The organism is Bradyrhizobium sp. URHC0002 (assembly GCF_054059515.1).
The window spans coordinates 4,683,249-4,708,354 of record NZ_JBSSCF010000001.1 but is presented as its reverse complement, the minus strand read 5'-3'; the positions used below and the strand labels follow the sequence as shown (position 1 = coordinate 4,708,354).

Below are 25,106 nucleotides of genomic sequence, written 5' to 3'. Positions count from 1 at the left end.
ATTTGGATTTACTTTGTGGTCGTTACGGCGAGGCCGTCGATGAACCGGCGCTGCGCGATCAGGAATGCAACGAGGAGCGGGGCTACGATAATCACGGCGCCGGCCATCAGCGGGCCGAAGAACTGCCCGGCTTCATCGTCACGGAAGAGCAGAATGCCGAGCGCCGGCGTGGAAATTTCCTCGCGGCGCACCGCGATGAGCGGCCAGAACAAGTCGTTCCAATGGGCCACGACCGAGAAGATGCCAAAGGCAGCCAGCGCCGGCGCGGTCATCGGGATCATGATGCGCCAGATGATCTCGAACTCGCCGAGCCCGTCGAGGCGGGCTGCGTGAATGATCTCGTCCGGTATGGACCGAAAGAACTGCCGCAGCAGGAAAATGCCGAAAGTGGAGATCGCCCACGGCAGGATCAGCGCCGCATAGGTATCCAGCAGCCCAAACACGTTCAACAGGACGAAATGCGGAATGGCGAGAGCTTGAGGCGGCAACAGCAGGCCGACCAGCACCGCGGAGAACAAGGTATCCCTGCCGTGAAAACGCAGCTTTGCAAGGGCATAGGCACAGGGAATGCAGACAAGGAGCTGCAGCGCGAAGATCGCTGCGCACACCAGCAATCCGTTTAACAGGAAGCGGAACATCGGCGCCGCGGTCAGCGCGACGCGGTAATTCTCGACGCCATGAAAGGCCGCCGGCCAAAAGTGGAAATCGGCCTGAAAGATCTCTTCCGGCGGTTTGAGCGACAGGCTCACCATCCAGAAGAACGGCAGCAGCGCAAAAGCCGCAGTGAGAATCAGAATCGCGTGCCGGCCAACGAACCGTCGATCTGGAAAGCGGGCGATCACGAATAATGCACCCGCTGTTCGAGAAGCCGCGCCTGTGTCAGCGTGAGCAGCACGACGATGCCGAGATAGACCACGGTGAGCGCTGCGCCATATCCCATGTGCAGAAAATCGAAGCTCTCGGTGTAGAGCCGATGCAGCAGCACCTCGGACGCATAGTTCGGCCCGCCCTGGGTCAGTACGCGGACGCTGTCGAAGACCTCGAAGGACCGTTTCGCCGTCAGGATGACGACGAACATGGTGACCGGCCCCAGCATGGGCAACGTCACGATACGCAGCCGGTCCAGAACGCCGTCGGCGCCGTCAACGGCGGCTGCGTCGTAGAGGTGCTGCGGAACGGCCTTCAGGCCGGATACGAACAGCACCATGGCAAAGCCGAAGCCTTGCCATATGCCGATCACGGCGAGAGCGAGCAGCGCCGTACGCTCGTCCCTGAGCCAGTTCACCCCGGAAATCCCCATCGCCCCCAGCGCTCGGTTCACGAGGCCGATCGTAGGATGCAGCATGGTGCCCCACACGATCGCCATGGCCGACATTGTGGACATCACAGGAAGGAAATGGGCGGCCCGGTAGAAACCGCGCAGGCCGGGACTGGCCTCGATCAGCAGAGAGACGACGAGACCGAGCAGCACCGTGCCCGGCACGACGATGGCCACATAAACCACCGTATTGCTCAGTGCCTTCCAGAAGGTCGGGTCCGTGAACAGCGTCCTGAAATTTGCGGTCCCGATGAAATGAAAAGTAAATGATCCCAACTGCCAGTCCGTCAGGGAGAACAGCACCACTGCCGCGACCGGGCCGAACAGAAGGCCGATCAGAAGCAGCAGTGCCGGCGATACGGCGAGCCAGCCAAGCCCGTGCTCTCCCGATCTCTTCGCGGAGCTTGCTTTCGCACCGACCCCGCGGCGGCAGTCCTGATCAAGAGCTGTCACGCTGCGGCCTCGATTTGCTCGGCATGGCGCTGGCGCATGCCCGCGCCGTCAAATTGCAGCAAGCAAGCCGGGTCGATCTGAAGGCCGACCGGACGGCCCGGTTCGGAACGCGATGCGTCGGGATGCGTACGCACGATGACGGTGCCGCGCCCATCTCCAAGCGCCACGTTCAGGAAGATATCGGAGCCGAGATTCTCGACGCTTGCGACGACACCATTGAGTTTTCCATCCCCGGAGGCGGCTATGCCGACGGCCTCTGGACGAAACGCGAGGTGCCTCGTGTTGCCGTGAACGCCTGGAGGAAGCGAAGCACCCAGCGATATCCAATCTGCGCAAGAAACCACGTTGATCTTCGGGCTGCCGATCATCTCGGCGACCCGCAGGTCCTGCGGATCGCGATAGAGCCGCTCCGGTCGGCTGACCTGAAGCAATTCGCCGCCCATCATCACGGCGACGCGGTCGGACATGGTCATCGCTTCTGCCTGATCGTGGGTGACGTACACGAAGGTGACGCCCAGACGGCGATGCAGCGCGATGATCTCCGCGCGCATCTGCACCCGCAACTTGGCGTCGAGGTTGGACAGCGGCTCGTCCATCAGGAACACTGCGGGCTGCCGCACCATCGCGCGGCCCAGCGCGACGCGCTGGCGCTGGCCGCCGGAAAGCTGACCCGGCTTGCGCTGCAGCAGATGGGCGATATCGAGCATGCTCGCTGCCTGCTCGACCTCGGCGCGGATCGCCTTTTCAATGCCGCCGCGTCCCGGCAATGCACGGCCCACAAATGGCAGCCGCTGGGCGAAGCTCAGGCGCCGGGTCCGAAGTGGCAAGGCGACGTTGTCGAATACGCTAAGATGGGGATAGAGCGCGTAAGACTGGAACACCATGGCGACGTCGCGCTCCTTGGGGCGCTTGTCGTTCACGCAGCGGCCGCCCACCATGATCTCACCGCTATCCTCCGCCTCCAGCCCGGCGATGATCCGCAGCAAGGTCGATTTGCCGCATCCGGAGGGGCCCACCAGGGTAAGAAACTCCCCATCGCGAATGTCCAGCGACACACCCTTCACGACAGCGGTTTCGCCGTAGCTCTTCTTGATGTGGCGCAATTCGATCTCAGCCATTGCGGCCTCCTGGCGCGGCCTGCAGCGGACGCCCATCCATTCCGGAGGCGGGAAGCCCGAGATGTGCGAGAATGGTCGGCGCGATGTCGGTTATGCAGGAAGGCTCCTGCCGTGCCGCGCCGCGGCTGAAACCCGCACCGTCGATCATCAGGAAGGGCGATTGCTCGCCCGCTCCAAGGCCACCGTGCTGGCCACTGCCAAGAACGTCTGCCTTGTCACCGGCGCGCTCCGCCACGAGGCTGGTGCCGGCCACACCGTATTCATTGGGCTCATCGCTCGCGCGCATCGAAACCGCAAAAGCGAGGCCGTGATCCCCACCCTGCCCCACCGACGCCAGCGCGCTTCCGTGAAGGACGGTTTCCGCCCATTCCTGATTGGCGAGAAAGTCGCCGACGAGCGGCGTGCGGGCGACGAAATCGGGATGGACGTAGAGCAGCGCCGAAGTGCCGTTCGAGGCGACGACCACGTCGGTCGATTCAAGGCTTTCCTTCAATCCGGCGGTGACGAGCTCTTCATCGATGTCGATCGCGCCGCTCACAGTTTGATGACCGTGATCCGACCCTATCAGCAGGAGAACATCGTCCCTGTCCGCAAGCGTAGCCACTGCGTCCATGACGCGTCCGGCATTGCGGTCAGCCTCTGCCAACACCGCAAGATGACCTGGCGATCCCATGGGCAGCGCGTGCTGGGTGGCATCCGGCTCGCCCAGCCACAACACCGCAAGCGCGGGCGGATCGGATTCGGGCAACACCGCTTCGCGGATGAAGCGCTCGGTCATCGCCCGGTCGCCTTCGACGTCCTTCGTGACGCGAAGCTGCTCGTCTTCCGGCAGCGGAACGCGGGCGTGGCCGAACGAGCCGGCGCGATGATAGACGCGCCCAAATCCATCCGGATCGTGCGCATAGGCCGCTCCCGGCGAAACGTTGCTGAAAATGATGGCGCCGCCGCTGCCTGTCAGGCGTTCCGCCAGGGTCGGTACGGCCAGCGAGCGACCGGTGACCCGGCGCTTGTGCTGGAGAAAATCGGGCTGCCCCGCATCGTGCCTAACGAGGCGACCGCCTTCCATGAGTGCCATGGTGTTGCCCTGCAAGCCGTGGCGCGCCGGATGGCAACCGGTCGCCAGGCTCGCCGAGACCACCCGCGTGCAGGACGGAAACACCGTGCGATGGGCGGCGAACTGCTCGGAGCGCTCGGCGAAGGCGGCAAGACGGGGGGTAGTCTGCCGCGTCACGAGATCGCGGCGAAGACCATCGAGGATAACGAGAATGGCGCGAGGCATAAATCAGACTTCCATATCGTTGAGCAGGACCGAAAAGACATCGTAGTTGCGGAGCGGTTTCCCTGCCCTGCCCTCAACCCGTTCGGCCTTCAGCGGGTGAGAGAGAATGAACGGCACCACTTGCTCGGCGAGCCCGCCATGCGAACGCAGCCGCTCACCCGCGAGCTGCGAAATGTCGTGATCGCTTGCGTGGTCGCCGAGGGCTGCGCCCGACCTCGCCACCACAGCGATGTCACCTTCGCGATCCTCCGGCAGCTCGAAGCGCAGGCACGCTTCCTCACGCGAAGCCGCCATGCAGACGCCGGGAATCTGCCGAATGAAGTTCAACACCGTGGTGATGGAAGGCTCCGCCCGGTGCAGATGGACACGGACAAAACCGCCCAGAGCGCCATGGTGACGCACGAAGGGATCGGTGATCGGGCAGATGACGCGGGTCGTGCCCGCACCGAAGGCGGCATCCAGAAGGTCGCCAAGATAGACGACGTTGGGCTCGCCGCCCGGGTGGGCCATGTCGTTCATGCCATGGTCGGCGACGATCCCGACGCAGGCGCCGAGCGCGATCATCTTTGCGAACCGCTGGTCCACCGCGCGCATGAAGGCGATCGCTTCCGGAGCATCCGACGCATGCTTGTGCTGCACATAGTCGGAAAGCGACAGATAAGTCAGGTCTGGCCGGCGGGTTTCAAGCAGGCGAATTCCGGCATCGAGCACGAACAAGGAAAGATCGGCCGAATACTGGTCTGGCGCTCCCCGCCCGACCAGCGCACCGATCGCGGAGATGCCGTTCTCCACATCGCTCGCCTCGTCGGCTTTCTCGGCAGAGAAAGCGATGCCGTCGAGCCCATGACCGAGCGCCTTGCGCAGCTTGTCCTTGGCGGTAACGGCGGCAACCTTGGCCCCCGCTTGCGAGAACGCCGCCAGAATGGTCGGCGCGCGCACGGGGCTAGCATCTACCATCATGATTTCGGCGCCGGTATCGCGGTCGAGATAGAAATTGCCGGAGACACCGTGAACGGCGGGCGGCACACCACAGACGATGGACACGTTGTTGGGATTGGTGAATGTCGGCATTGCCGCGAGCGCGGAGGCGGCGAAGCCTTCGCGCCGCATCCGGTCGATGGCAGGGATGGCCCCGGCGGCGCTGGCAGACTCGATATAGGCCGGATCGCAGCCGTCGAAACAGATGACTACTGCCGGATGTTTCGGCCACGCATAGGCGCGCCCGTTCACCCTCACCAGAGGTCTCTCCGTGCGATAGGGCGCGACATCGGTCAAGATTCGTTCAGGCTTGTTCATGGGAAGACTCAACGTTGAGGGTTGCAGCGTCTGTGAGCCATGCGGCCACGCTGAGAAGATTGCGGTCGTCACCCTGACGGCCAACGAGCTGAACGCCGATCGGCATGCCATTCACTCCGCGCAGCAGTGGCAAGGACACGGTCGGTAGTCCGCACAGGCTCCAGGGCATGGACATGGCGCCGGAGCCCGGTCCCTCCTCGAGGCGCGTGGCCTCTCCTGGCGCGGAGAGCGTGATCAAGGCGTCATGATCATGGAACAATGAAGCGGCCAGCGCGGTGAGCCGGTCGGCCATGGCCTCGAGTTCGAGATAATGTGCGGCGCTCAACGCGCGCCCGGCAACAATGCCCTCCTGCAGTGGAGGGCAGAAACTGCGGAACGTTTCCTCCGGCAGGGCACCGAAGCGATGCGCCAGGTGAGCGTTCAGAAGACCCAGCACAACCTCCAGCGCCATATCGAATTCGCGCGGAAGATCGACATCCGCCACGGCTGCAGGCAGTCCGGCGACCAAACGATCGAGCGCCTGACGCGCGCCGGGACTTACCAAGTGCCAGCCCGGCCCGCGGACCAAACCGAGCCTGGGCGGATGCCGCAGTGCTTCGACTTCCGCGAGCCTGCGATCGAACGCTCCGGCAAACAGCGTGAGGTCGTCGACGGACCGGGCCAGCAGGCCGACATGCGCCATGCGGGGGACCAGCACGTTCGACCCCCGCATGCTCGTGAAACCGAAGGATGGTTTGAAGGCGAACGCGCCGCAAAACGAAGCGGGGAGCGTCGTGGATGCCGTGTGCTGGGTGCCGAGCGCCAGCGGAACCATGTGATCGACGACGGCCGCCGCGGACCCCGCCGACGACACGCCCGGTGAGCGCGACAGATCCAGGGGATTATGGGTCGGACTGGGATGATACATTCCGAATTCGGACGTGCTCGTCTTGCCGACGATGAGCGCCCCGGCTCCGTGCAGCATGCTGACGGCATCCGCGTCTTCGGTTGGCCTGCGCCCACGCAAACTTCCGCTGCCGTATTCGGACGGCATGTCGCTGGTATCGAACACATCCTTCACGCCGACCGGCAGACCATGCAGCCGGCCGAGCGGGTATCCAGCCGCCTGCCATTGATCTGCCAGCCGTGCGCGTTCTCGCGCCAGATCGGCGTCGAGGAAACTCCAGGCCTTCACCTGCGGATCGCGAACGGCAATCCGCTCCAGGCAGGCTTCCATCACGGATATCGCCGTTAGCCGGCGATCGCGGATCGCGCTGACGATTGTGCGGGCCGACAATTCGTTCAATCGCTTGCCATTCGAACCGAGCGTGAGCCGCTGGGTGCCCGATACGTCATTCATCGGAGAGCCTCCATCGCCTGCGGGACACCGGCGGCTTTCGACGCTGCATCTCGCCGGCGAAGATTTGCGACGAGGGCAAGGGCATGGGGCAATAACCCGTCGCGAAACAGCAGGACGCAAAGAACAAAGACGGCGCCCTGAATTGCCACGATCCAGGCACCGAACGGCGACAGGAAATGCTGCATCGTCACCAATACGGCCGCGCCGACGAGAGGCCCGCCGAATGTGCCGATGCCGCCGATCAACGCCATCAGCACGGTTTCGCCCGAGAGATGCCAATGCACGCCGGACAAGGTGGCCAGCTGGAAGACGATGGCACTCATGGCGCCGGCGATGCCGGCGCAGAAGGAAGCGATGCCGAATGCAGCGAGTTTGTATCCGTCGACATTGTGCCCCAGCGACAGGGCCCGCCGTTCATTGTCGCGAATGGCGATCAACATCATCCCGAACGGAGAGTTGATCAGGCGACGCAGGCCGAACAGCACGCCGAGCATGGCGGCAGCGCTGAGCCAGTAGACATTGGTGTCGTTGCGAAGATCGATCAACCCCAGCAACATGCCGCGGGGGACTGACTGGATGCCATCCTCGCCATGGGTGAAGCTGGCCTGCACATAGACGAAATAGACCATCTGCGCGATCGCCAGCGTGATCATCGCCTGATAGATGCCCCGGCGCCTGATCGCAAAGACGCCCATGACTATCCCGAGAACGAGCGCCGCCGCTATCCCGACGCCGATCGCGGCTTCCGGCGGCAGAGCCCACTCCCTTGCCGCATGCGCCGTGAGATATGCCGCCGTACCGAACAAGGCCGCCTGGCCAAAGGACATGATGCCGGCAAAGCCCAGCAGGAAATTGAATGAAGCCGCGAACACGGCGAAGCAGAAGATCTTCATCAGATAGACGGGATAAAGCAGCATCGGCAGTGCCAACAGCGCCGCGACGGCGGCGAGCGCCGGCACCAAGCCGGTCAGGCGTTTGGCGGCGGTTGCCTTATCCGCAGGCTCAATCCACGGCAGCCGGGCCGCCAGGAATTCGTGCGATCGAACCACCGAAATGCCGAACAGCCCCTGCGGCCGAAGCAGAAGCACAACGCACATGAAGGCGAAAACGATGAAGCTTGCCGCCTGCGGGACCAGCGCCTGCGTAAGGCTCTCGATCAGCGCGAGGGCATAACTCGAGACGATGGTTCCCCCGATCGAACCCATGCCGCCGATAACGATGATTGCAAAGACGACAAGCAGGATGTCCGAGCCCATCAGCGGGGAGACCTGGTAGATCGGTGCGGCCAGCGCGCCTGCCAGTCCCGCTAGCGCAGCGCCCAGGGCAAAAGTGGCAGCGAAGACACGAGGCACGCCGACGCCCAGCGCTTCGGCAGTCGCTGCATTTTCGGACGACGCGCGCAGAACCGAACCAAGACGCGTGCGCGCAATGGCGATCCAGACGATCACACAGACGACAAGCGCTACCGCAACGACCCAAAGCCGGTAGGCCGGGAAATACAGGAAGCCGAGGTCCAGCCCGCCGGCCAACCAATCCGGCGCGGCGTACGGAAGTCCGGTCGAACCGAAATAGGCCTGGAAGCCACCCTGAACGACCATCGCCGCGCCGAACGTCAGCATGAACCCGTACAGCGGATCGAGGCCGTAGGTTCGACGCAGCAACGAACGCTCGAGGATGATGCCGAAAGCAGCAACGCAGAGCGGCGCGAAAACCAGCCCGCCGAAATAGCCCAGTCCGAGATAGCGAGAACCGGCCCATGCAGCAAACGCGCCCATCATGTAGAGCACGCCATGCGTCATGTTGAGAATGTTGAGAAGGCCGAAGATAAGCGCCAGTCCGAGACTGAGCAGCGCATAGAACGAGCCGTTGACGAGGCCGATGGTGAGGTAGCCGAGGACGAGATCTGTCATGCGGGAATCACAGCGCAAGACGTTCGAGGAGCCGAGCCTTGACGTGCTCGCCGCCTCGGATTTCGAGGTCGTCCACAATCGCACCGCTTTCGATCGCCACCACCCGATCGGCGAGATGCAGGACGAAGTCGAGGTTTTGTTCCACCAGCAGGATCGTGTAGCCGCAGCGCTTGAGTTCGATCAGCGCATGCTCGATCTGCCGGACGATGACCGGCGCCAGCCCCTCGGTGGGTTCGTCCAGCAGAAGCGTCTGCGCGCCGGTGCGCAAAATCCGGGCGATCGCGAGCATTTGCTGCTCGCCGCCGCTAAGCTGGTCGCCGTAATGGCGTCCCCTTGTGCGAAGATTCGGGAACAGCGCGAAGATGTCAGCCTTGGCGATGCCCTCGGCGCAGACTGCTGGAGGAAGGGCAAGATTCTCCTCGACGGTGAGGCTGGAGAAGATCGCCCGCTCTTCGGGGCAATAGCCGATGCCGAACCGCGTACGCTCATATGGGCGCATTCCGCTTGCTTCGCGCCCGGACAAGACAATGCTGCCGGTTTGTCGCGACAGTAATCCCATGATGGCGCGAAGGACGGTTGTCTTGCCCGCGCCGTTGCGGCCGACCAGACAGGTCACCTCACCTGGCCGAACCGCGAACCCGACGCCGAACAGCGCCTGAGAATCGCCATACCATGCTTGCACATGCGAGAGGCGCATCGAAACCGCCTCAGGCATGACGCTCGGCTCCGATGTAGGCGTCGATCACGCGGGGGTCGCGCGCGACCTCGTCGTAGCTGCCCTCACAGAGGACCGAACCTTCCGCGAGCACCGTGACTTTCTCTGCCAGACTTTTCACGACCTGCAGATTGTGCTCGACCAGAAGGACGCCACAGGTAGCGGCGACCGTTTTGATCAGGTCCGCGACAGGCGCGATGTCTTCCCGAGCCAGACCCGCCGTCGGCTCGTCGAGCAGCAGACATTTCGGCGCCATCGCGATCGTCGTGACGATCTCAAGCAGTCGCCGGCGACCATAGGGCAGATCCGCGGCCCGGCGTTCGCTTTCGTCCGTCAGCCCTCCCTGATCGAGAAGATGCCCGACCCTTGCTTCATTTTCGTCCCGTCGCGAACGGCCGCGCAGGAGCTGCAGACCCCGCACGTTCAGCGCGAGTGCCGTGCGGATATTATCCGCGACGGAGAGATTTGGGAAAATCGAGCATATCTGAAACGATCGGGCGAGCCCGAGCCGCGCAAGACGGTTCGGTGAGATCGCCGTTACATCCGCACCGTCGAGACGAACCTGGCCGGCGGTTGGCTTCACAAAGCCGCTGATCGCGTTGAAAAGCGTGGTCTTGCCTGCCCCGTTGGGTCCGATCACCGCATGGATCGACCTTGTGTCGAGATCGATCGAGACACCGCGAACCGCCGCGAAATCGCCGAAGCGAACCGTCAGGTCGCGGACGGTCAGCAGCGATGCTGCAGCGCGCTTTCGAACGGCCGAAGCAATCGGCGCGGCCGCCGGCTGCGGATGATCAAGAAGGAGGGTCGTCATCGAACGCCCGGTGCGGCGCAACCCGCGGTATCGATCGAGCGGAAGGCTGTGTCGGCCGGGACGGTAGCGATGCGCTCATAATAGTCCCACGGAGCCTTGCTCTCGGCCGGGGTCTTCACGCGATAGACCCCGAGATCGTAGATGACACGGCCGTTTTCCTGGATGTGCACCTGCCGACCGAATTTATCGACGGGCAGCTTTCGCATTTCCGTGTTCACGATAGCGGCGTCGTCGGTCTTCGCCTGGCTGGCGGCCTTGATATAGTGCAGCACGCTCGTATAGACGCCGGCTTGTTCACGGGTCGGCATGCGTCCATGAGCTTTGAAAAAGCGTTCCGCGAAGGCGCGAGTCCCGTCGGTGTCATTCCAGTAAAAACCTGACGTGATGATCAGGCCCTGGGCCGCTTCGAGACCGACACTGTTGATGTCGGTGACGAACGCATGGAGAGCCGCGACGCGCTGGCCACCGCGCATGATGCCAAACTGGCCCGCCTGCTTGATGGCGTTGACGGTGTCGGCGCCGGCGCTCGCCAGAGCGACGACCTGCGCCTGCGAGGATTTCGCGCGTAGGAGAAGCGCGGAGAAATCGGCCGTGCTCAGCGGGTGACGAGCGCTTCCGGTCACCTTGCCTCCACGTTCCTCGACGACACGCGCGGCGTCCTTTTCGAGATCGTGGCCGAATGCATAATCCGCGGTGAGAAAATACCAGGACTTCAGGTCCTGCTGCATCAGCGCGGCGCCGGTCCCGCGCGCGAGCGAATAGGTGTCGTCAGTCCAGTGCGTGGCAAAGGGAGAGCAGCGCCCGCCGGTTATCTCGACGCTGGCAGCGCCCGATATCATCAGGGAACGTTTTTTTTCAGTGGCAATCGCCATCAAGCCGAAGACCACACCGGAATGCGGCAAGTCGGCGATGACGTCGACACCGCGCCGGTCGAACCATTCGCGGGCAATCGCAGACGCGACGTCGGGCTTGTTCTGATGGTCGGCGGTGATGATCTCGATCGGGACACCGCCAGCGGTTCCGCCCGAATCCTCGACCGCCATGCGCGCCGCCAGGATCGATCCGGGTCCGCCGACGTCAGCGACAACGCCGCTTTGATCACCCATCACACCGATGACGATCCTGTTGTCGGAAAATTGCGCGGGGGCGGACGTGGCCCAGCCGCACAACAATAGTGATCCGACGATCAGCCGACGCATGGACGATCTCCTGTTTCCCAAGCTCGGCGGACAGATAGAGCGCCCACGTAACACATTTGTGACGGATGAGGTACATTTGGGCACTTGTGGACAAGTATGAAGATTTGCCAATCCGACCCGGAAACAGGCAAAGAGCGGATTCCTGAAGCTGATCGGAGGATCGGGCGTGTTGATTCGAGGCCCGCAAGCGGCACCAAACGAAGGCGAAGCCAGCGATGGTCGAGCCGACGCCGCCTTGGTGGCCAAAATCTGCTGGTACTATTTCAGGGAAGGTCAAACCCAGGACGCGATCGCGCAGCGGCTGAAGATGACCCGCAAGCGCGTCAACCGGATCCTCGGCGACGCCCGGGAAAGCGGCTTCGTTCAAATCACGATCGCCGACCCGTCGGGCCAACGCACGGAGCTTGAAGAAGAACTCATCCGCAAATTCAGTCTGCGGCACGCGATCGTGGTCCCGGTCCCAATGGGCGGCACCGATGTGCGCTCCTTCGTTGGAGCCGCCGCCGCGCGATACGTCGCCGAGTGCCTTCCGCCGTCGGGTTCGCTCGGAATCACCTGGGGAGGCACCATCAATGCCGCAGCTCAAAACCTGCCGCAGCGATCCGGAGACGGCACGCGTGTGGTGCTGCTGTCCGGCGGGTTGGCCGAAAGCGCGCCGATCAATCCGTATGACAATGCAACCATGATTGCCCGGGCGCTCGGCGCACGATGCTATTATCTGACCGCGCCGATGTTCGCCGAGACGGCGGAGCTAAGGGACATCCTGGTCGCGAGTGAGCCCGTTCGCTCGGTGCTCGCCATGGTGCCGTCCCTCGACGTGGCGCTGTTGAGCGCGATCGACCTCTCCGAGCAATCAAAGGCGCTCGAATACGAGGTCATTTCTCGGGAAACCTGGGCTTCGTTGCTTGAAGCCGGTGCTGTCGGGGATATTTGCGGTCACTACCTCGATTCGTCAGGCAAGCCGCTTCGCCACCCCCTGGTGCAGCGGACGATCCATCCGCCGATCGACCACGTGCTTCAGATCAGGCATCGGATTCTCGCCGCGGGAGGCAAGCACAAGGTCCCCATTATTCGCGCCGGGCTGTTGGCTGGCTTTGGCCAGGTCCTGGTCACGGATGAAGCGGCCGCGTCCAAACTGCTGGATTAAAAGTTTGCCTAGCCGCATTAGCGCGTGAGGATATTCCTTCCCTTCTCCCCTTGTGGGAGAAGGTGCCGTAGCGAAGCGCAGGCGGATGAGGGGCCTGTCTCCGCGGAGAGAACCTTTCATCCGGCTCGCTGCCGCTTCGCGTCAGCGGTCCACCTTCTCCACAAGGGGAAAAGGTTAGCTTTTCATGCGATACTAATTCGCGAAGCCTCGTAACCGAAAGCAACCGATGGCGGAACGGCTGCCGTTTTCATGCTGAACGAAAACAACGTAGTCGATTGTCCCCCCGTACACGTTGGAAGAACTCGGCGGCAGTCACTCCAGCAATCGGCTGCACTGAACGTCACAGTGACAGAGCCAAGTCAAATGCCGGTGATCCCTCCCGCGCCTACCGTCCTGCCGGTGATTCCACCGCCTCCCGTCGGCAAGTGACCAGAGCGCGTTCGCGCATCACAAAATGCGCAATCATCCATCGCCACGTCCGGGCGGGCACCCATAAAGACGAGGATGTCGGCCTTTGAGGGCTAAGCTGAAATTTTCTGCTCAATCAGAGCACTGCCGATTTTTGACCCGACTCGGATATGGGGTCAGTGGTCTTGACCGAATTGTTTGTGCCGCCTCGGCCAATATGAGGTCTTTTGCACGGGCGTGGGATCGTGTACTCTTCTTGGAGTTGCAATTCGAGACGGGACGTGCCGACGTCTCCGTTTGAGGCGAATGGGCAGCTGGAAATGCCATCGGCGGGCATCGCACTCTCAATAAAACAAACCGACAGTCCTTTTGTGCCGGTCTCTCACTGAGCACCTCGCCGCGTGCGCACGGGTACACGGCGACAATGGCGAGTTCTTTGGCTGCAACGAGGCGGAGCCATGAAACCAAAATTGGGAACGTTGGTCACAGGGCTGTTGCATCGCCATCTCGCTTTTCATCTACTCGGGTTGCCTCTTATTTTCGTGCCCCTGGTTGCCGTCGCACAGCAGTGCCCGGCTTCACCCCCAGTTATGATTTCTTCTCAAATGCCGGCTGATGTGTGTATTCCAAGTAACTTCAGTGGCAATCCGATTGCCTTTTTTGACGACTTCTCGTGGCGCTCTTTCGTAGCCGCGGTTTGGCCGGTGCAGCACGGCGCGCGTGGGGTTCCCGACACGAGCAAGGTCATCGGCTCGCCCGGCCCACTAGTATTTGAAACATTCAAGGCCGAATGGGAAGTTTTCCAACCGAGTCCGGATGGAAGCAGTCCTCCATCGGCACCTTCAGCTTGGGAAAGCTATGATGGGCAGAATCCTTGCTCTACGTCGGATGTGTCTTTTGTCGGCTTTAGTCCTGATTTGATTTCGACGTCGAATGTGCCTGCTGTCAGCTTTGGTCCTGATTTGACTTACCCGATCTTTGGGTCACCCCCCGCTAGGTCGAATGTTTTGACTTACCCGATCTTTGGTGCAAGCTCCCTTAAGGTGGGTTTGGCGATATAGTGCTGGCCTCGTTTTCGAAATTCGGCAACCTCGGTCAAGCGGCCGGCTTCGGCAGCTTAGTTGGGCCGCTTCCAGCACAGAACAGCATCTACACGCGTTATTCCACCTACTTCAATAAGATCGAATACAATCAGATCGTGAGCCAAGGCCTCTATTTGAGGGCAAATTTCCCCTCCTCGGGAGAGACTACTTTCCAGAACGGCGCAATCGATATCAAAGCTGCATGGATGGACATGACAAACGTCCCGAATCCACAGCGATATTATACACGCACCGCGTGGGTGATGAACCCGTTTGCCGCGCCCACCCCCACTTGTAGCCGGACGACCGTAGGGCTCGTAGGCTTGCACATCGTACAGAAGACGCCATCGCGACCCCAATGGATCTGGTCCACCTTCGAACATGTTGACAATGTGCCTGGCGGCATCTCGGCTGCCCCGTTTGCATACAATAAGGGAGACGGGACACCCATGCCTCCGTCTAATCCGAATCCCTTCCCGCCTAATGCAAGTCCAATCGTGTTCAATGTGCAGCGGCTGACATCCACACCCATTCACGCATCCACCGCGAATACCAACACCAAGTACCGTGCGGCGCTACAGGGCATTGGCGGGCCATGGCAATTTTACCAGCTGGTCATGACGCAATGGCCGCTGCAACCGAGCAGCCCCAGCCTGCCTGGTACGCCGGCGAATACGTTTCCTGGATCCGGAGCGTCCTCGGCTTTCACCAATGTCACGTTGGAGACCTTCGACCAGAGTAACATCATCACGGGTTGCATGAACTGTCACAATGTTGCGAAACGCGAGACGGATTTCGTTTTTTCGCTGATGAACAATGCTTGGCCAAGCAGTATCGCGCCGCCATCAACATCGCATTTCATCCTGGCGGCGCGCCCTGCCACGGAGGCCACGCAAAAGCTGCCTCCGCACCTCGAGGCATTGAAGGAGCTCATGGAAAGCGCGCGAAAATAAGCATCTGGAAGGAGCTGAGCATGAAACCGCTACCTTTGATCATTGTGGGTGGACTATCACTGATTCCGTTTGCAGCGGCGCCAGCGCATGCAATACAATTCATTACTGGGCATGTGACGTTGCTAGAACCTACCTACATGCCGGGAAAATTCGTGCTTCAAATGGATGTCGGAAATACCACCTGTCCCGCGGGCACGTGGCTATCGTGGGAAAAACCAGCAGTTGAAAATGTGCAGGCGGCGTACGCAACAGCACTTGCCGCCTTGATGGGCGGAAAAGTGATCAATTTCGTAATAAACGATAACGATACCACCTGTAAGGGTCAGTTCCTTCATATCTCCCCGCGGCAGTAACGCGCCCGGTGTTGGCGCCCCTCGCGGGGACGCTCCAGCATCGTCTGCCCCTCGAAAATTGTGCGACGCTGGATGAGACGTCGAACATGATTTGTCGGGCCGCTGTTAACAACGCCCGTGCAGTGACGCGGAGCACAACACGTTTGATGCTGAGGCGTTCTTGAGCTCGTTCCACTGGAGTGGATGCCGCCCTCATTTGGCGCGTTTCTTGACATGAGCAGGATCCACTCACTCGAGAACGGTCTAGCCAGCTAGAGCAAGGCCCCCGCATCAGGCGCTCGTTGCATATCACGCGAGCGGCGCGCTGTTGATGGCATAGCGGACATCCACCGCGCCTGATCCCCTACTCTCATTTGTGGGTACATGTCCAAGACTACGACGACGCCGCGTATCAGCGCTCGCCACCACAAGGGAAGAAGGAAGAGCAGTCACGCCGCCTTCATCGAGCGAGCGTCGAAGTACTTCACCGCGGCGTCACCTCCTGCTTCAGGAGATGCAGCGATTGTACTAGGCTTCCAGGTCACCACGGCAGCGAGTAGGTTTTGATATTCGTAAAGCTCTTCATGGCCTCCAGCACGCCCTCCTTGTGGCCGAGGCCGGAATCCTTGATGCCGCCGAACGGCGTCAGCTCCGTCCGGTATCCCGGAACTTCCCACACGTTGACGCAGCCGACGTCGAGCGCATCGACAAAGCGGGTGATGGTGTCGAGCCTGTTGGTGCACAACCCCGCCGAAAGACCGAAGGCCGTTGAATTTGCGATGGCGATGATGTGTTCGACGTAGTCCGGGCAGCGAATGATCGGAAGGACGGGACCAAAGGTCTCTTCGCGAACCAGTTCGCAACCGGGCGGGACATCGTCCAGCAGTGTCGGCGGGTAAAGAGCGCCCTGGGGCGTATTGCCGAGCAGCAGGCGGGCGCCGTCCTGGATTGCGGCTTCGACGCGTCCGGCAATTGTCGACGCCGCCTTCGCGTTGATGACCGTCCCCACATCCGTGTTGGGGTCCATCGGATCTCCTGCCCTGAGGCGCTTCATCAAAGAGAGGGTCGCTTCGGCAAAGCGGTCGGCTATGCCCTCGACGACCAAAACCCGCTTGACGGCGGTACAGCGTTGCCCGGAATTTTTGGTCGCCCCCTGCACCGCCAATCGGGCTGCGCGGTCGAGATCGGCGTCACCCATGACGATCAGAGGATCATTGCCGCCGAGCTCTAGCACCAGCCTTCGGTATCCCACCCGTTCGGCAATTCTCTTTCCGGCGCTCACCGATCCGGTGAACGTCACCAGGTCGATATCCGGATCATTGATCATCGCGTCTCCCAGCGAACGCGGTTCGCCAGTGACCACCGACAACATTTCCGGCGGTAGCCCCGCCTCATAAAGCAGCTCGGCAAGGGCAAGCGCGGTCAAGGGGGTTGTCTCCGCCGGCTTTAGCACGACCCTGTTGTTGGTCGCGATCGCCGGGGCGAGCTTGTGGCTGACGAGATTCAAAGGATGGTTGAAGGGGGTAATCGCCGAGATGACGCCAAGAAGCGGCGTCCTGGTCGCGAATATGCGTCTGCTCTGCGCACTCCCTCCGATATCGCCCGCGTAAATCGCTCCATCGTCCTGGAGCACCGCCTGCGCTGCGAATGACCAGACATCCCTGGCCCGCGCGGTTTCATGTAGCGAGTCTTTCAAGCACAGGCCGCTTTCCGAGGTGATGAGATGCGCAAGCCGTTCCCGGTTTGCTTCGATCGCCTCCGCCGCGGCCAGGAGGATCCGCGCCCGCTCACGCCTTGTGAGCTGGGGACGAAATAGCCGGGCGATCGCGAAGGCGCGCCTGATGTGCTCGGGACGCGCCTGTGGCACCGCAGCTATTACCTGACCGGTAAAAGGGTTCCGCACGTCGATCGTCGAGTCCGCACGGACGTCCTCTCCTGCGATCTTCATCGGGTGATAGAGACGTGTCGAATCCAGCATCGCCGGGCTCCATGTGATGTTCCCTGCCAATCGCAGGTTTCAGGGCGCGTGAGACCGTCCTCACAGGGATCGGCGCGTTTGACCGCCAAATTGCGATGGTGACGCCGACGCTCATAAGGACACAGGCGACCGCGACGCACGCCGCAGAAGTCTCCCGTTGCAGAACGGCAGCGGCAATCAGCGCGACGACAGGGACGAGCACGAGGCTCTGAGATGCGATCTGCGAGGAAATGCGCCTGAGCGCGCGGTGCCAGGCGACGAATGCCAGTCCGGTCGCCACGATCAGGTTGAATGCGATAGGCCATGCAAGTATCGGCAATTCTGTCCAGTCAAGCCGACGTTCCAGCAGCAGCGACGCAACGATGACAACTCCCCCTGAGGTCGCCAGTTGAAAGACGGTACGGTTCCACACGTCGATGTCGCCGGGGGTGCGTTTATGGATCCATGTTCTCAGGGCCCAGCTGAACGCCGCCATCGAAAGCAACGCGAGGCCCAGGATGCCATGAGATGTCGCCACGGGAATCGTACCCGACGCCAGCATCCCGAGACCAAGCATGCCGCAGGTCAGTGCGATCACATCGAGAAGCGATTGCATTTGGCGATCGATCGTCCATTCGATCGTGACGAGCCACAAGGGCATCGTGTAGAAGATCAGGGCGCTGGTGCCGACATCGAGATACTGCAAGCCGACCAGACCCAGCCCGAGGCCTCCTACCGTTTGAAGGAGAGCCATCGCGACAAACCTGCCCTTCCCTTCACCACCGCGCTGGCGTGGATATCCGAGGCACAGGCGGAAAGCACCGATCGCGATGGCCCCGCCGAGCAAACAGATGCCGGTCAAAAACAGCGGCGGTGACGACTGCAAGACATTCTTGATCGCAAGCCAGTTCGTGCCCCAAATAATGACGACGAATGAGAGGCAGCGGAAGCTGGTCAGCCTGTTGACCGCCCGATGTTTCACCGCGCCACTCCTGCCGGCACGCTTTGCAGATAGAGAGCCGGCGGCTGGTCCAGCGCGATCTGGAACGCCAGCTTGTTCTCCTCCGGGGTGTGACGGGACGTAACCCGGGGTAGCGCCTGCGAATGTGATTGATTGACCTTGCACAACAGAAAGTGCGGCCCTTCGGTCGACAAGCTTCGCGCAACAGCGTCGTCCAATTCGGTCCTGGTTACGCACCGGCTGACCGCGCGGTACCCGCAGGCCGCAGCGACCGCTTCCAGCGAGGAAGTCACCGAGGTGGATTCCTGCTTGCCGGTTGAAACGTAGCCTTCATTGTCGAGCACAATGTGCAGGAAATTTCGCGGGGATGCGTGTCCGATCGTGGACAAGACTCCCATATGCATCAACACGGCGCCATCGCCATCCAGCGCGACCACGCGACGCGATGGATGCGCGAGAGCGACCCCCGCAGCCACCGCGCTGCAATGGCCTAACGATCCCTGCATGTAGAAATTCTCCGGACGATCGCTCAAGCGAAACAACTCCCGGGAAATGAACCCGGTTGTTGAGACAACGAGATCGGAGGGTTGCAGCGCTTCGCTGACGATTTCCAGAGCGCATCCGACGCTGAGCGGATAATCGCTCACTTGTTGCTCGCCGTTGCCAACGACGCCGAGGCCCGCCGACAGTTGACCTTTCCGGACCAGAACCGCAAACGAGACCGATCGCGCGAATGCTTCTTCGGCCTTCAGGAGCGTCGCCATGAACCCCTGCGGCGTCCCGTCGAACTCGCTCCATGGGATTGCCAATTGATCGAGCATTGCGTGGGTATTGGCACCCATGATGCGATGCTGCGGCTCGTCCTCGGGCTCGTCGGTATGTCCCCGCACGGAGATCAGAAGCAGCGTCGGAATGCAGTTGATCTGGACCAGCGATGTCAGCGGATTGATGATGTTTCCCAGTCCGGAATTCTGCAGGGCAACGACGCTTCGTTGTCCCGCCAGTGCCGCACCGACGGCAAATGCCAAGGCGCTGCCTTCGCTCGACGCCGGGACTGACGTAATATCCTTGTCCAAGGCTACCTGCTGGAACAGATCAGCGAAGTTTGAGCAAGGTACCCCGGAAAAAAAGTCATACTTCTGCTGCTTCAGAAGACCCAGGAGTGTCGTTGTCGAGAAAGTCATTTTAGATTCCTTCCCATAGGCGATTATGGCGAATTATTTTTCTCCGCGCCGGACAGCGCGCAGCGTTTGCGGCCGTCGGCATCGACGACAGCAGGATCAAGCAAAGCGCTTTCGGATCTCGTCCGGATAGAGCTCTGGTTCAGTTGGAGCTGCCGGCGATCTTTCGCGCCGTGATCAGACTTCGGTTGCAAATCGACTTGCGATAGTCGACGTGCTGAAAGCCGGCGCCTTCCATGAGGGAACGCATGTCCTCGAAACTGTAGCAGCAGCCCTCATAGCTGGTGGTCAGCAGCACCGAATATTCCGCCTCCTCGACCGGCGCAGGACGCCCGCCCCGGTCGTCCGGGTGACAGCTGAAGACGGCTACCCGGCCGCCAGGCAGCAGGCTCCGGTACGACTTGTCCAGCAACAGCCGCACTTTCTCCGGTCCCCAATTGTGGAGGACATGCGAATAGAGATGGAGCGAAGCGGTCTGCGGAAACGGATCGACAAACATATCTCCGGCGATCACGCGCGCTCTCGGCGCCGTCAGCTTGCGGTCGGCCAGACATCGCGTGGCGAGCTGGTCGACCGGGGGACGCTCAAGTATCATCGCCGACAGATTGGGATACCGATTGAGCAGGTGCGCGGAGTAGACCCCGGATCCACCTGCCACATCCAGGACGGCCGTGTCGTGCGTACAATCGAGCAGGCGCACGAGATCGGGAGCAAAAATCCGTCCACGCTCCTCCATTCCGCGCGTATTCAGATCGGCGAAATCGTCGGTTTGCATCAGCTCGTCAAAGTTGGTCGCGTCACCACGCTCGACATGCCACGTATCAGGCGTGTCCAGGCGTAATACGTCGTAAATCTCCCGGACAGACGATTTGTACTTCATGACGGCGATGTAGGAGGAAATGTTCTCGCTCGAGTTGCGGCTCAAGTAGCGCCGCGCCGATGCCGAAGCGAGAAGCTTGCCGTCGACGTTGTCGAGCAGTCCCCAGGACTCAAACAGCCTGATCATGGTTCGCGTCGGCCGTTCCTTGATCTTGAAATGCCCGCGCAGCTCCGCTTCGGTCGCCGGGGTCTGGTCGAGATAGGTGAAGAGATCGAGCCACGAAACCGCGGCGATATAGAGGTCGGCCGAATAGGAACTATCGCGCCACCGGATCACCTGGGCGATGTCAGGTTCAGGCAGCTGGTTTGGTATTGAGGCCGCTAATGTCGAATGAAGCATGGCACGTTCTCCGCGCTCGAAGGGTTTCTACGCTGTGGTATGAAGGATCGGAGAATCACGCTTTCGCGTGACCGTTTCCGTTTCCGTTGTGCTGCGGCAAGTATCGCTCCTCGGCGGCAGCGAGTTCGCCGTAACGCAGCAGACCAAAGACCTCGTCGAGCGTGGCGACTTCGCCTTCGATGCCAGCGATGCTTTCCTCGGCGACAATGCGGCCGCAAATGTCTCTCATCCCGGCGATTGCCGCTCGCATCGAGTGGTTGGCCCAGATCACCGTCGAGATGCCGGCTTCGCGATAGGCGGAGACGGGCGTCCGATAGTATTTGGTGGGAACGATCACAACGGGAAGCCGGTTCTGCCAGGCGCCGGCGAAACCAAGGATCTCGTCCGCCACGCTCTTGCGCGAATGAATGAGGATGGCGTCAGCTCCGGCGTCGGCGTAGGCATGGGCGCGCGCAAGCGCCTCGTCCATTCCGTGGCCAGCGATTAGCGCCTCGATCCGTGCGACGAGGACCAGGTCGTCGCCTATCGCATCCTTCACAGCCCGCAGCCGGCCCGAGAACTCGTCAGTATCGGCAAGCGGATGCCGGTCGCCGACGAACGAATTCATCTTGGGAAAGCCCTTGTCCTCCAGCGCGACGCCGGCAGCGCCACGCTGCAGCAGCTTGCGGGCGAGAAGGCGCGCATTGTTGAAATTGCCAAAGCCGCTGTCGCCGTCGACGAGCACAGGGAGGTCGGTCGAGTCGACCATGCGCTCGACGACATCAACGAGCTGGGTCCAGGAGGCTTCGTTGGCGTCGCGGCAGCCAAGCGAGCACGAAATTGACAGGCCGGACGCCCAGAGTCCCTTGAAACCTGCACGTTCGGCGATGGCACCCGACAGACCGTCGTGAGCTTCCATCAGGAAGGAGAGCTCGTGATTGCAGCAGATTTCATTACGAAGCTTGTTCCCCGCTCGCGATATGACGTCGTGGTGATGGCCATTCGCGGCGACGGATTGTTTTTGCGGTTGCATGCCGAACTCCTTGAGCATTCCCATCTGCACGTTGTTGACCACTGAAGGTTGTCACACGCCTGCACACGGCGTCAATATCTAATTCTAGTTGTCATGCAAAAAAACTAATTCTAGTTGCCAGCCATGAAACGCGTGTTGAAACGGACGCAGCCGGATGTCAGCGTCGCTTTCAACAAGTCATTGCAACCGAAAAGCGATTCGCTCGCTGATTTCGCGCATCCAGATTTGTGACAATGACGACGGCAAAACGGATCGCGGGAAGAAAGCTGTCACCAAAGCGTGAAGCCAATCATCCATCGAATTTTGATGTCTAGCGCAGCGAGTGTGGCTAAGATGACGCAACTTCGCCAAACAATAAGCGCTCGATGGACGACTTTGCTCCGGGTTGACGGGTGAGGGTCGCATGCAAACTATCATTCTCGACGACCACGGCCGCGCATGGGATGCGCGATCGGCGGCCTTACGAAGCTTCCTGCACTGCTCACTTCCTGACTTCGATTTTCTGACTTACCTCGTCGAAAATCTGGGATTTGTGGCCGTCACGAAAATCTCTCCCAATGCGGCGCGCATCCGATTTCGGCCCGAGACGGCGTCCCAGACGAGTATCGCCGCAGCGCTATACTGCCTCGCCGATATGGGGATCGAGCGCACCATCATTTCCCACCCGGGCCAATTCGTCGAGAAGCTGGTCCCGAGCCTCGCGCAGACAATCGCCTACTTTGCCGAGCAGACTACTACGAGCCATCAGAAATCTTCTCGCGCGTTCACGGGCAGAGAGCTGCCGCTCGAAATGCTTGCCAGCGCGGACAAGGCACTTGCATCACTTTTCGCGCATTGGATTGATTCCAAGCAGGTTTACGATTCAGCGAAGCTGGCCGACGTGTTGCCCGATTCGCTTCGTGGGCGCTTTATCCTCGTCGAGCCCGTGGGTGGCCGCCTGACCATTACCGATGTCGGACCTGGCTTTGAGATTTTTGGCGAGACCTGGCGGAAGAATGCGCGAGGCCTGCCTATGGAAGAACAACCGGATTACAATTACGGCCAGTGGGTGCAAGGCATTTACCGCCGCGTCCAGGAGACGCTGGTGCCGCGCCTGGACGAGGTGAACGCCACGATCAGACGGCCAGACAGGAACGACAGCATTCACTGCCATTATCAGCGTCTCATCTTGCCGTTCACCTGCAATGGGAACGGGGGAACATGCCTTCTCGGCGCAACGGTCGTTGACTTCTGGAAGCAGCAATCCGCCCTAGATCGCCGGGCTGTCGAAGAATGTCCGGCGTAGATCAATCCGCCCTTCCCTGATGCGGTAGACATCCGCAAAACGCGTGCTGAGATTGCGCCCATTCTTGGCAACGCCGGAAAAGCTGCCCCAGCACGCAATGTTTGCGCCGTCGCTCAGCACCCTCTCGACGCAGTGCTGGCCGAGAGAAATAATCCGTTTCGTCAGATAGAAGTCCAGGATAGCCGGCTTTCCGACGAACGGCTGATAACCCGGCCGTTCGTAGATCGCTTCTGCGTGGAGAAATTCGGAAAGCCCCGTCCAGTCGCGGCCGTCAATACAGCCGAACAGCGCTTTGACAAGCCCCTCTGGATCCCCGGGACGAAAGGTTTGGATATTCATGCCCGCCTCACCTTGCGACATCAGGGATTTGCCTCCTCGGCAATGCGCGCTCCAATGACGGGGACACTCGCCCGGTCCATGATTGCTGCGAGATCGGCAAGGAGTTCGTCAGACTGCATCCAGCCCAGCCCGCAACGCATCTCACCAAGCGGCGACGCCACAAGTTCAATGCAGCTATGCTCGATCTTCGTGTATCCGGCACGCTCTGCCAGGCCGCCGGCGATGACGGCATTGGCCATCATGCCGATCGTGAAATCGCTATTCCAACGTGTGAAGGCATATGCCCGCGAAATGCGCGACTGGATGGTTGCTAGGTCCTTGCCTCTGAAATCACGCCGATACCAGACGGCACCGGAAAAGACGACGCGCCCGCTGATTTTCTCGGCAATCGGCGTGGTGATCTTGCAGTGATCTCCACGCGCGAATGCTGTATCGGGATCGGCAAAGAACATTCGCAGCGAAGCTGCTTCGTCCTTGAGAGACGTTCCCGGCCAATCATAGATGCGCGCCGCTTGGGTTGTGACGACCTCCCCATGCTTGTTCCGCCCGATCAGGACAAAGGCTGTCTCCGGCGTAACGCCGCCCAAAGCCTCGTCAAAAACCGGCACAAGCGGGCGCCAACTATCGGAGTTGCCCCTGTTGGCCTCAGCGAGATCCTGCAGGCTGCCAAAAGACAGCGTTACTCCGCGATCCCGTGCGGCGGTGTCGGCCCAGAGGAAGAACCGCCCGAGCAGGCCCACCGGTCCGTGTTTGATCTTGAGATGGGTGGGTAGGCGCCCCGATATCGGAAGAAGCTCTTGCATGGATTTCGTCCTGCCATTCTCACATCGTGTGGTTGAGGCCTAATAATCCGTGCATTTGTAGTCCGCATGACATAATTCTAGTTGATAGTGCCGCCCAGGAGTTGATATGCCGTCTTCACCAGTCCAGTTGATTGTGCCAGGAAAGAATTCAACCGCGGTGCGAGATGCCTTCTGAAACTTCCGAGAAGAAATCGAAATCCCGCGCGCCGAGCAGGCGCGGCGGCAAAATGAGGGTCTCGTCGAAGAAGCCGACCCATGTCGACGAACATGTGGGGAAGCGGCTACGCCTGAGGCGCAACCTGCTTGGGTTGAGTCAGGACGAAATAGCAAGGCGTCTTGGCCTGACGTCTCAGCTCATCCAAAAATATGAGGCCGGAGAAACCAGGATCAGCGCGTCAAGGCTCTACAGCATTGCCGTCCAACTCGCGGTCCCGATCACGTGGTTCTTCGACGAGTTGGAAGTCAAGAAACGACCGTCCGTCGAATCGAAGCAAACCTCCGAAGCGCAGGATTGGAGTGAACTCGTTACGAAGCGAGAGTCGCGTCAGCTCCTCGAACTCTACTTCGGCATTACTGATGAGCGCCTGCGCCGAAAATTGATGGAAGTCGCGCAACTCCTGAAGACAACCGACCCTGAATAGCAGCTCGCGTATCAAGGACTTCTGCGCGGCAGGGAAAACCAGGTTTCATTGCGTCTCGCCGGCGTGAAAGTTGAGCGAGGTCATCGAACACGGGCAACGGAAGGCGCTGCAGCCGGAGGCGCGCTATCACTCACCTTCCCATGCACTTTTCCCAAGTCCGCCGTTGCGCCCTCGTCGTTTGACCGGCCTCCCATTGTGCCTGGGTGAACCCAGCAACCCGCTGGCACGCGGCACCACTGTGCGCCCTTCCAACAGAAACTCCGTCGCGCTTGGCCTGGCAGACCGGGTCGCCATGGCAGCGGTACTGTGCGTGTGCCGGAACAGAAAATAGAGCCAAGAAAATAA

22 protein-coding genes and 2 pseudogenes are annotated in these 25,106 nt (G+C 61.0%); 6 read left to right on the top strand and 18 right to left on the bottom strand.

Going from position 1 to position 25,106, the window contains the following annotated elements; genetic code table 11:
• Positions 1 to 8: 8 nt before the first annotated feature.
• The 11 genes and pseudogenes from ACVWVY_RS22790 to ACVWVY_RS22740 all read right to left on the bottom strand — a co-directional run bounded on the left by ACVWVY_RS22790 (position 9) and on the right by ACVWVY_RS22740 (position 11,441).
• Positions 9 to 842, bottom strand: coding sequence for a carbohydrate ABC transporter permease (locus tag ACVWVY_RS22790; protein ID WP_456628489.1), 834 nt, complete (start codon positions 840 to 842; stop codon positions 9 to 11).
• Complete coding sequence (locus tag ACVWVY_RS22785; RefSeq protein WP_456628488.1) at positions 839 to 1,771, bottom strand: carbohydrate ABC transporter permease; 933 nt, start codon at positions 1,769 to 1,771, stop codon at positions 839 to 841. Before ACVWVY_RS22785 ends, ACVWVY_RS22790 begins: the two co-directional genes overlap by 4 nt.
• Positions 1,768 to 2,889 carry an ABC transporter ATP-binding protein gene (locus tag ACVWVY_RS22780; RefSeq protein WP_456628487.1) on the bottom strand — a complete coding sequence of 374 codons (1,122 nt, stop codon included), beginning with the start codon at positions 2,887 to 2,889 and terminating at the stop codon, positions 1,768 to 1,770. Before ACVWVY_RS22780 ends, ACVWVY_RS22785 begins: the two co-directional genes overlap by 4 nt.
• On the bottom strand, positions 2,882 to 4,168 hold the full coding sequence (locus ACVWVY_RS22775) for an alkaline phosphatase family protein (RefSeq protein WP_456628486.1): 1,287 nt from the start codon (positions 4,166 to 4,168) through the stop codon (positions 2,882 to 2,884). Before ACVWVY_RS22775 ends, ACVWVY_RS22780 begins: the two co-directional genes overlap by 8 nt.
• A 3-nt stretch (positions 4,169 to 4,171) precedes the next feature.
• Positions 4,172 to 5,464 (bottom strand): phosphonoacetate hydrolase, encoded by a 1,293-nt coding sequence (gene phnA, locus ACVWVY_RS22770; protein WP_456628485.1) that lies wholly within the window; start codon positions 5,462 to 5,464, stop codon positions 4,172 to 4,174.
• On the bottom strand, positions 5,451 to 6,803 hold the full coding sequence (locus ACVWVY_RS22765) for an amidase (protein WP_456628484.1): 1,353 nt from the start codon (positions 6,801 to 6,803) through the stop codon (positions 5,451 to 5,453). Before ACVWVY_RS22765 ends, phnA begins: the two co-directional genes overlap by 14 nt.
• Positions 6,800 to 7,696 (bottom strand): branched-chain amino acid ABC transporter permease, encoded by an 897-nt coding sequence (locus ACVWVY_RS22760; protein WP_456632287.1) that lies wholly within the window; start codon positions 7,694 to 7,696, stop codon positions 6,800 to 6,802. Before ACVWVY_RS22760 ends, ACVWVY_RS22765 begins: the two co-directional genes overlap by 4 nt.
• Positions 7,697 to 7,858: 162 nt before the next feature.
• A pseudogene (locus ACVWVY_RS22755) lies at positions 7,859 to 8,713 on the bottom strand (branched-chain amino acid ABC transporter permease); the annotation flags it as partial.
• A gap of 7 nt (positions 8,714 to 8,720) precedes the next feature.
• On the bottom strand, positions 8,721 to 9,428 hold the full coding sequence (locus ACVWVY_RS22750; RefSeq protein WP_456628483.1) for an ABC transporter ATP-binding protein: 708 nt from the start codon (positions 9,426 to 9,428) through the stop codon (positions 8,721 to 8,723).
• Positions 9,421 to 10,242, bottom strand: coding sequence for an ABC transporter ATP-binding protein (locus ACVWVY_RS22745; protein ID WP_456628482.1), 822 nt, complete (start codon positions 10,240 to 10,242; stop codon positions 9,421 to 9,423). The genes ACVWVY_RS22750 and ACVWVY_RS22745 overlap by 8 nt, the downstream gene beginning before the upstream one ends.
• A complete protein-coding gene (locus ACVWVY_RS22740) occupies positions 10,239 to 11,441 on the bottom strand; it encodes an ABC transporter substrate-binding protein (RefSeq protein WP_456628481.1) in 1,203 nt (400 codons plus the stop codon). The genes ACVWVY_RS22745 and ACVWVY_RS22740 overlap by 4 nt, the downstream gene beginning before the upstream one ends.
• A gap of 166 nt (positions 11,442 to 11,607) precedes the next feature.
• Between ACVWVY_RS22740 and ACVWVY_RS22735 the strand changes: the two genes are divergently transcribed.
• From ACVWVY_RS22735 to ACVWVY_RS22720, 4 genes are all read left to right on the top strand, one after another.
• Positions 11,608 to 12,588 carry a sugar-binding transcriptional regulator gene (locus ACVWVY_RS22735; RefSeq protein WP_456628480.1) on the top strand — a complete coding sequence of 327 codons (981 nt, stop codon included), beginning with the start codon at positions 11,608 to 11,610 and terminating at the stop codon, positions 12,586 to 12,588.
• 866 nt (positions 12,589 to 13,454) lie between these two features.
• Complete coding sequence (locus tag ACVWVY_RS22730; protein WP_456628479.1) at positions 13,455 to 14,057, top strand: hypothetical protein; 603 nt, start codon at positions 13,455 to 13,457, stop codon at positions 14,055 to 14,057.
• Positions 14,057 to 15,031 (top strand): hypothetical protein, encoded by a 975-nt coding sequence (locus tag ACVWVY_RS22725; RefSeq protein ID WP_456628478.1) that lies wholly within the window; start codon positions 14,057 to 14,059, stop codon positions 15,029 to 15,031. Before ACVWVY_RS22730 ends, ACVWVY_RS22725 begins: the two co-directional genes overlap by 1 nt.
• A gap of 20 nt (positions 15,032 to 15,051) precedes the next feature.
• Positions 15,052 to 15,384 (top strand): hypothetical protein, encoded by a 333-nt coding sequence (locus tag ACVWVY_RS22720; protein ID WP_456628477.1) that lies wholly within the window; start codon positions 15,052 to 15,054, stop codon positions 15,382 to 15,384.
• Between the two features lie 520 nt (positions 15,385 to 15,904).
• On the opposite strand, the gene phnY is transcribed toward ACVWVY_RS22720, so the two are convergent.
• The 5 genes and pseudogenes from phnY to aepX all read right to left on the bottom strand — a co-directional run bounded on the left by phnY (position 15,905) and on the right by aepX (position 21,693).
• A complete protein-coding gene (phnY, locus tag ACVWVY_RS22715) occupies positions 15,905 to 17,341 on the bottom strand; it encodes a phosphonoacetaldehyde dehydrogenase (RefSeq protein WP_456628476.1) in 1,437 nt (478 codons plus the stop codon).
• 103 nt (positions 17,342 to 17,444) lie between these two features.
• Positions 17,445 to 18,302 (bottom strand): annotated as a pseudogene (locus tag ACVWVY_RS22710) (DMT family transporter); the annotation flags it as partial.
• The gene (gene aepY / locus ACVWVY_RS22705; protein ID WP_456628475.1) at positions 18,299 to 19,465 is read right to left on the bottom strand and encodes a phosphonopyruvate decarboxylase; all 1,167 of its coding nucleotides are present in this window, start codon (positions 19,463 to 19,465) and stop codon (positions 18,299 to 18,301) included. The pseudogene ACVWVY_RS22710 and the gene aepY, both read right to left, overlap by 4 nt.
• A gap of 139 nt (positions 19,466 to 19,604) precedes the next feature.
• On the bottom strand, positions 19,605 to 20,681 hold the full coding sequence (locus ACVWVY_RS22700) for a methyltransferase (protein ID WP_456628474.1): 1,077 nt from the start codon (positions 20,679 to 20,681) through the stop codon (positions 19,605 to 19,607).
• 55 nt (positions 20,682 to 20,736) lie between these two features.
• Entirely contained in the window at positions 20,737 to 21,693 is a 957-nt protein-coding gene (aepX, locus tag ACVWVY_RS22695; RefSeq protein WP_456628473.1) for a phosphoenolpyruvate mutase, read from the bottom strand.
• A 403-nt stretch (positions 21,694 to 22,096) separates the two neighbouring features.
• Here aepX and ACVWVY_RS22690 point away from each other — a divergent pair, with 403 nt between their 5' ends.
• Positions 22,097 to 22,978, top strand: coding sequence for a hypothetical protein (locus ACVWVY_RS22690; protein WP_456628472.1), 882 nt, complete (start codon positions 22,097 to 22,099; stop codon positions 22,976 to 22,978).
• Here ACVWVY_RS22690 and ACVWVY_RS22685 read toward each other — a convergent pair.
• Both ACVWVY_RS22685 and ACVWVY_RS22680 read right to left on the bottom strand, forming a co-directional pair.
• Positions 22,943 to 23,338, bottom strand: coding sequence for a nuclear transport factor 2 family protein (locus ACVWVY_RS22685; protein ID WP_456628471.1), 396 nt, complete (start codon positions 23,336 to 23,338; stop codon positions 22,943 to 22,945). The genes ACVWVY_RS22690 and ACVWVY_RS22685 overlap by 36 nt on opposite strands.
• Complete coding sequence (locus tag ACVWVY_RS22680) at positions 23,338 to 24,120, bottom strand: hypothetical protein (RefSeq protein ID WP_456628470.1); 783 nt, start codon at positions 24,118 to 24,120, stop codon at positions 23,338 to 23,340. The genes ACVWVY_RS22685 and ACVWVY_RS22680 overlap by 1 nt, the downstream gene beginning before the upstream one ends.
• A gap of 164 nt (positions 24,121 to 24,284) precedes the next feature.
• Between ACVWVY_RS22680 and ACVWVY_RS22675 the strand changes: the two genes are divergently transcribed.
• A complete protein-coding gene (locus tag ACVWVY_RS22675) occupies positions 24,285 to 24,761 on the top strand; it encodes a helix-turn-helix domain-containing protein (RefSeq protein ID WP_456628469.1) in 477 nt (158 codons plus the stop codon).
• Positions 24,762 to 25,106: the final 345 nt, after the last annotated feature.

Coding starts and splice junctions, on each gene's coding strand:
- ACVWVY_RS22780 (WP_456628487.1), bottom strand. CDS start 2,889: ATGGCTGAGATCGAATTGCGCCACATCAAGAAGAGCTACGGCGAAACC.
- ACVWVY_RS22775 (WP_456628486.1), bottom strand. CDS start 4,168: ATGCCTCGCGCCATTCTCGTTATCCTCGATGGTCTTCGCCGCGATCTC.
- phnA (WP_456628485.1), bottom strand. CDS start 5,464: ATGAACAAGCCTGAACGAATCTTGACCGATGTCGCGCCCTATCGCACG.
- ACVWVY_RS22765 (WP_456628484.1), bottom strand. CDS start 6,803: ATGAATGACGTATCGGGCACCCAGCGGCTCACGCTCGGTTCGAATGGC.
- ACVWVY_RS22760 (WP_456632287.1), bottom strand. CDS start 7,696: ATGAAGATCTTCTGCTTCGCCGTGTTCGCGGCTTCATTCAATTTCCTG.
- ACVWVY_RS22750 (WP_456628483.1), bottom strand. CDS start 9,428: ATGCCTGAGGCGGTTTCGATGCGCCTCTCGCATGTGCAAGCATGGTAT.
- ACVWVY_RS22745 (WP_456628482.1), bottom strand. CDS start 10,242: ATGACGACCCTCCTTCTTGATCATCCGCAGCCGGCGGCCGCGCCGATT.
- ACVWVY_RS22740 (WP_456628481.1), bottom strand. CDS start 11,441: ATGCGTCGGCTGATCGTCGGATCACTATTGTTGTGCGGCTGGGCCACG.
- ACVWVY_RS22730 (WP_456628479.1), top strand. CDS start 13,455: ATGAAACCAAAATTGGGAACGTTGGTCACAGGGCTGTTGCATCGCCAT.
- ACVWVY_RS22720 (WP_456628477.1), top strand. CDS start 15,052: ATGAAACCGCTACCTTTGATCATTGTGGGTGGACTATCACTGATTCCG.
- phnY (WP_456628476.1), bottom strand. CDS start 17,341: ATGCTGGATTCGACACGTCTCTATCACCCGATGAAGATCGCAGGAGAG.
- aepY (WP_456628475.1), bottom strand. CDS start 19,465: ATGACTTTCTCGACAACGACACTCCTGGGTCTTCTGAAGCAGCAGAAG.
- ACVWVY_RS22700 (WP_456628474.1), bottom strand. CDS start 20,681: ATGCTTCATTCGACATTAGCGGCCTCAATACCAAACCAGCTGCCTGAA.
- aepX (WP_456628473.1), bottom strand. CDS start 21,693: ATGCAACCGCAAAAACAATCCGTCGCCGCGAATGGCCATCACCACGAC.
- ACVWVY_RS22690 (WP_456628472.1), top strand. CDS start 22,097: ATGCAAACTATCATTCTCGACGACCACGGCCGCGCATGGGATGCGCGA.
- ACVWVY_RS22685 (WP_456628471.1), bottom strand. CDS start 23,338: ATGTCGCAAGGTGAGGCGGGCATGAATATCCAAACCTTTCGTCCCGGG.
- ACVWVY_RS22680 (WP_456628470.1), bottom strand. CDS start 24,120: ATGCAAGAGCTTCTTCCGATATCGGGGCGCCTACCCACCCATCTCAAG.
- ACVWVY_RS22675 (WP_456628469.1), top strand. CDS start 24,285: ATGCCTTCTGAAACTTCCGAGAAGAAATCGAAATCCCGCGCGCCGAGC.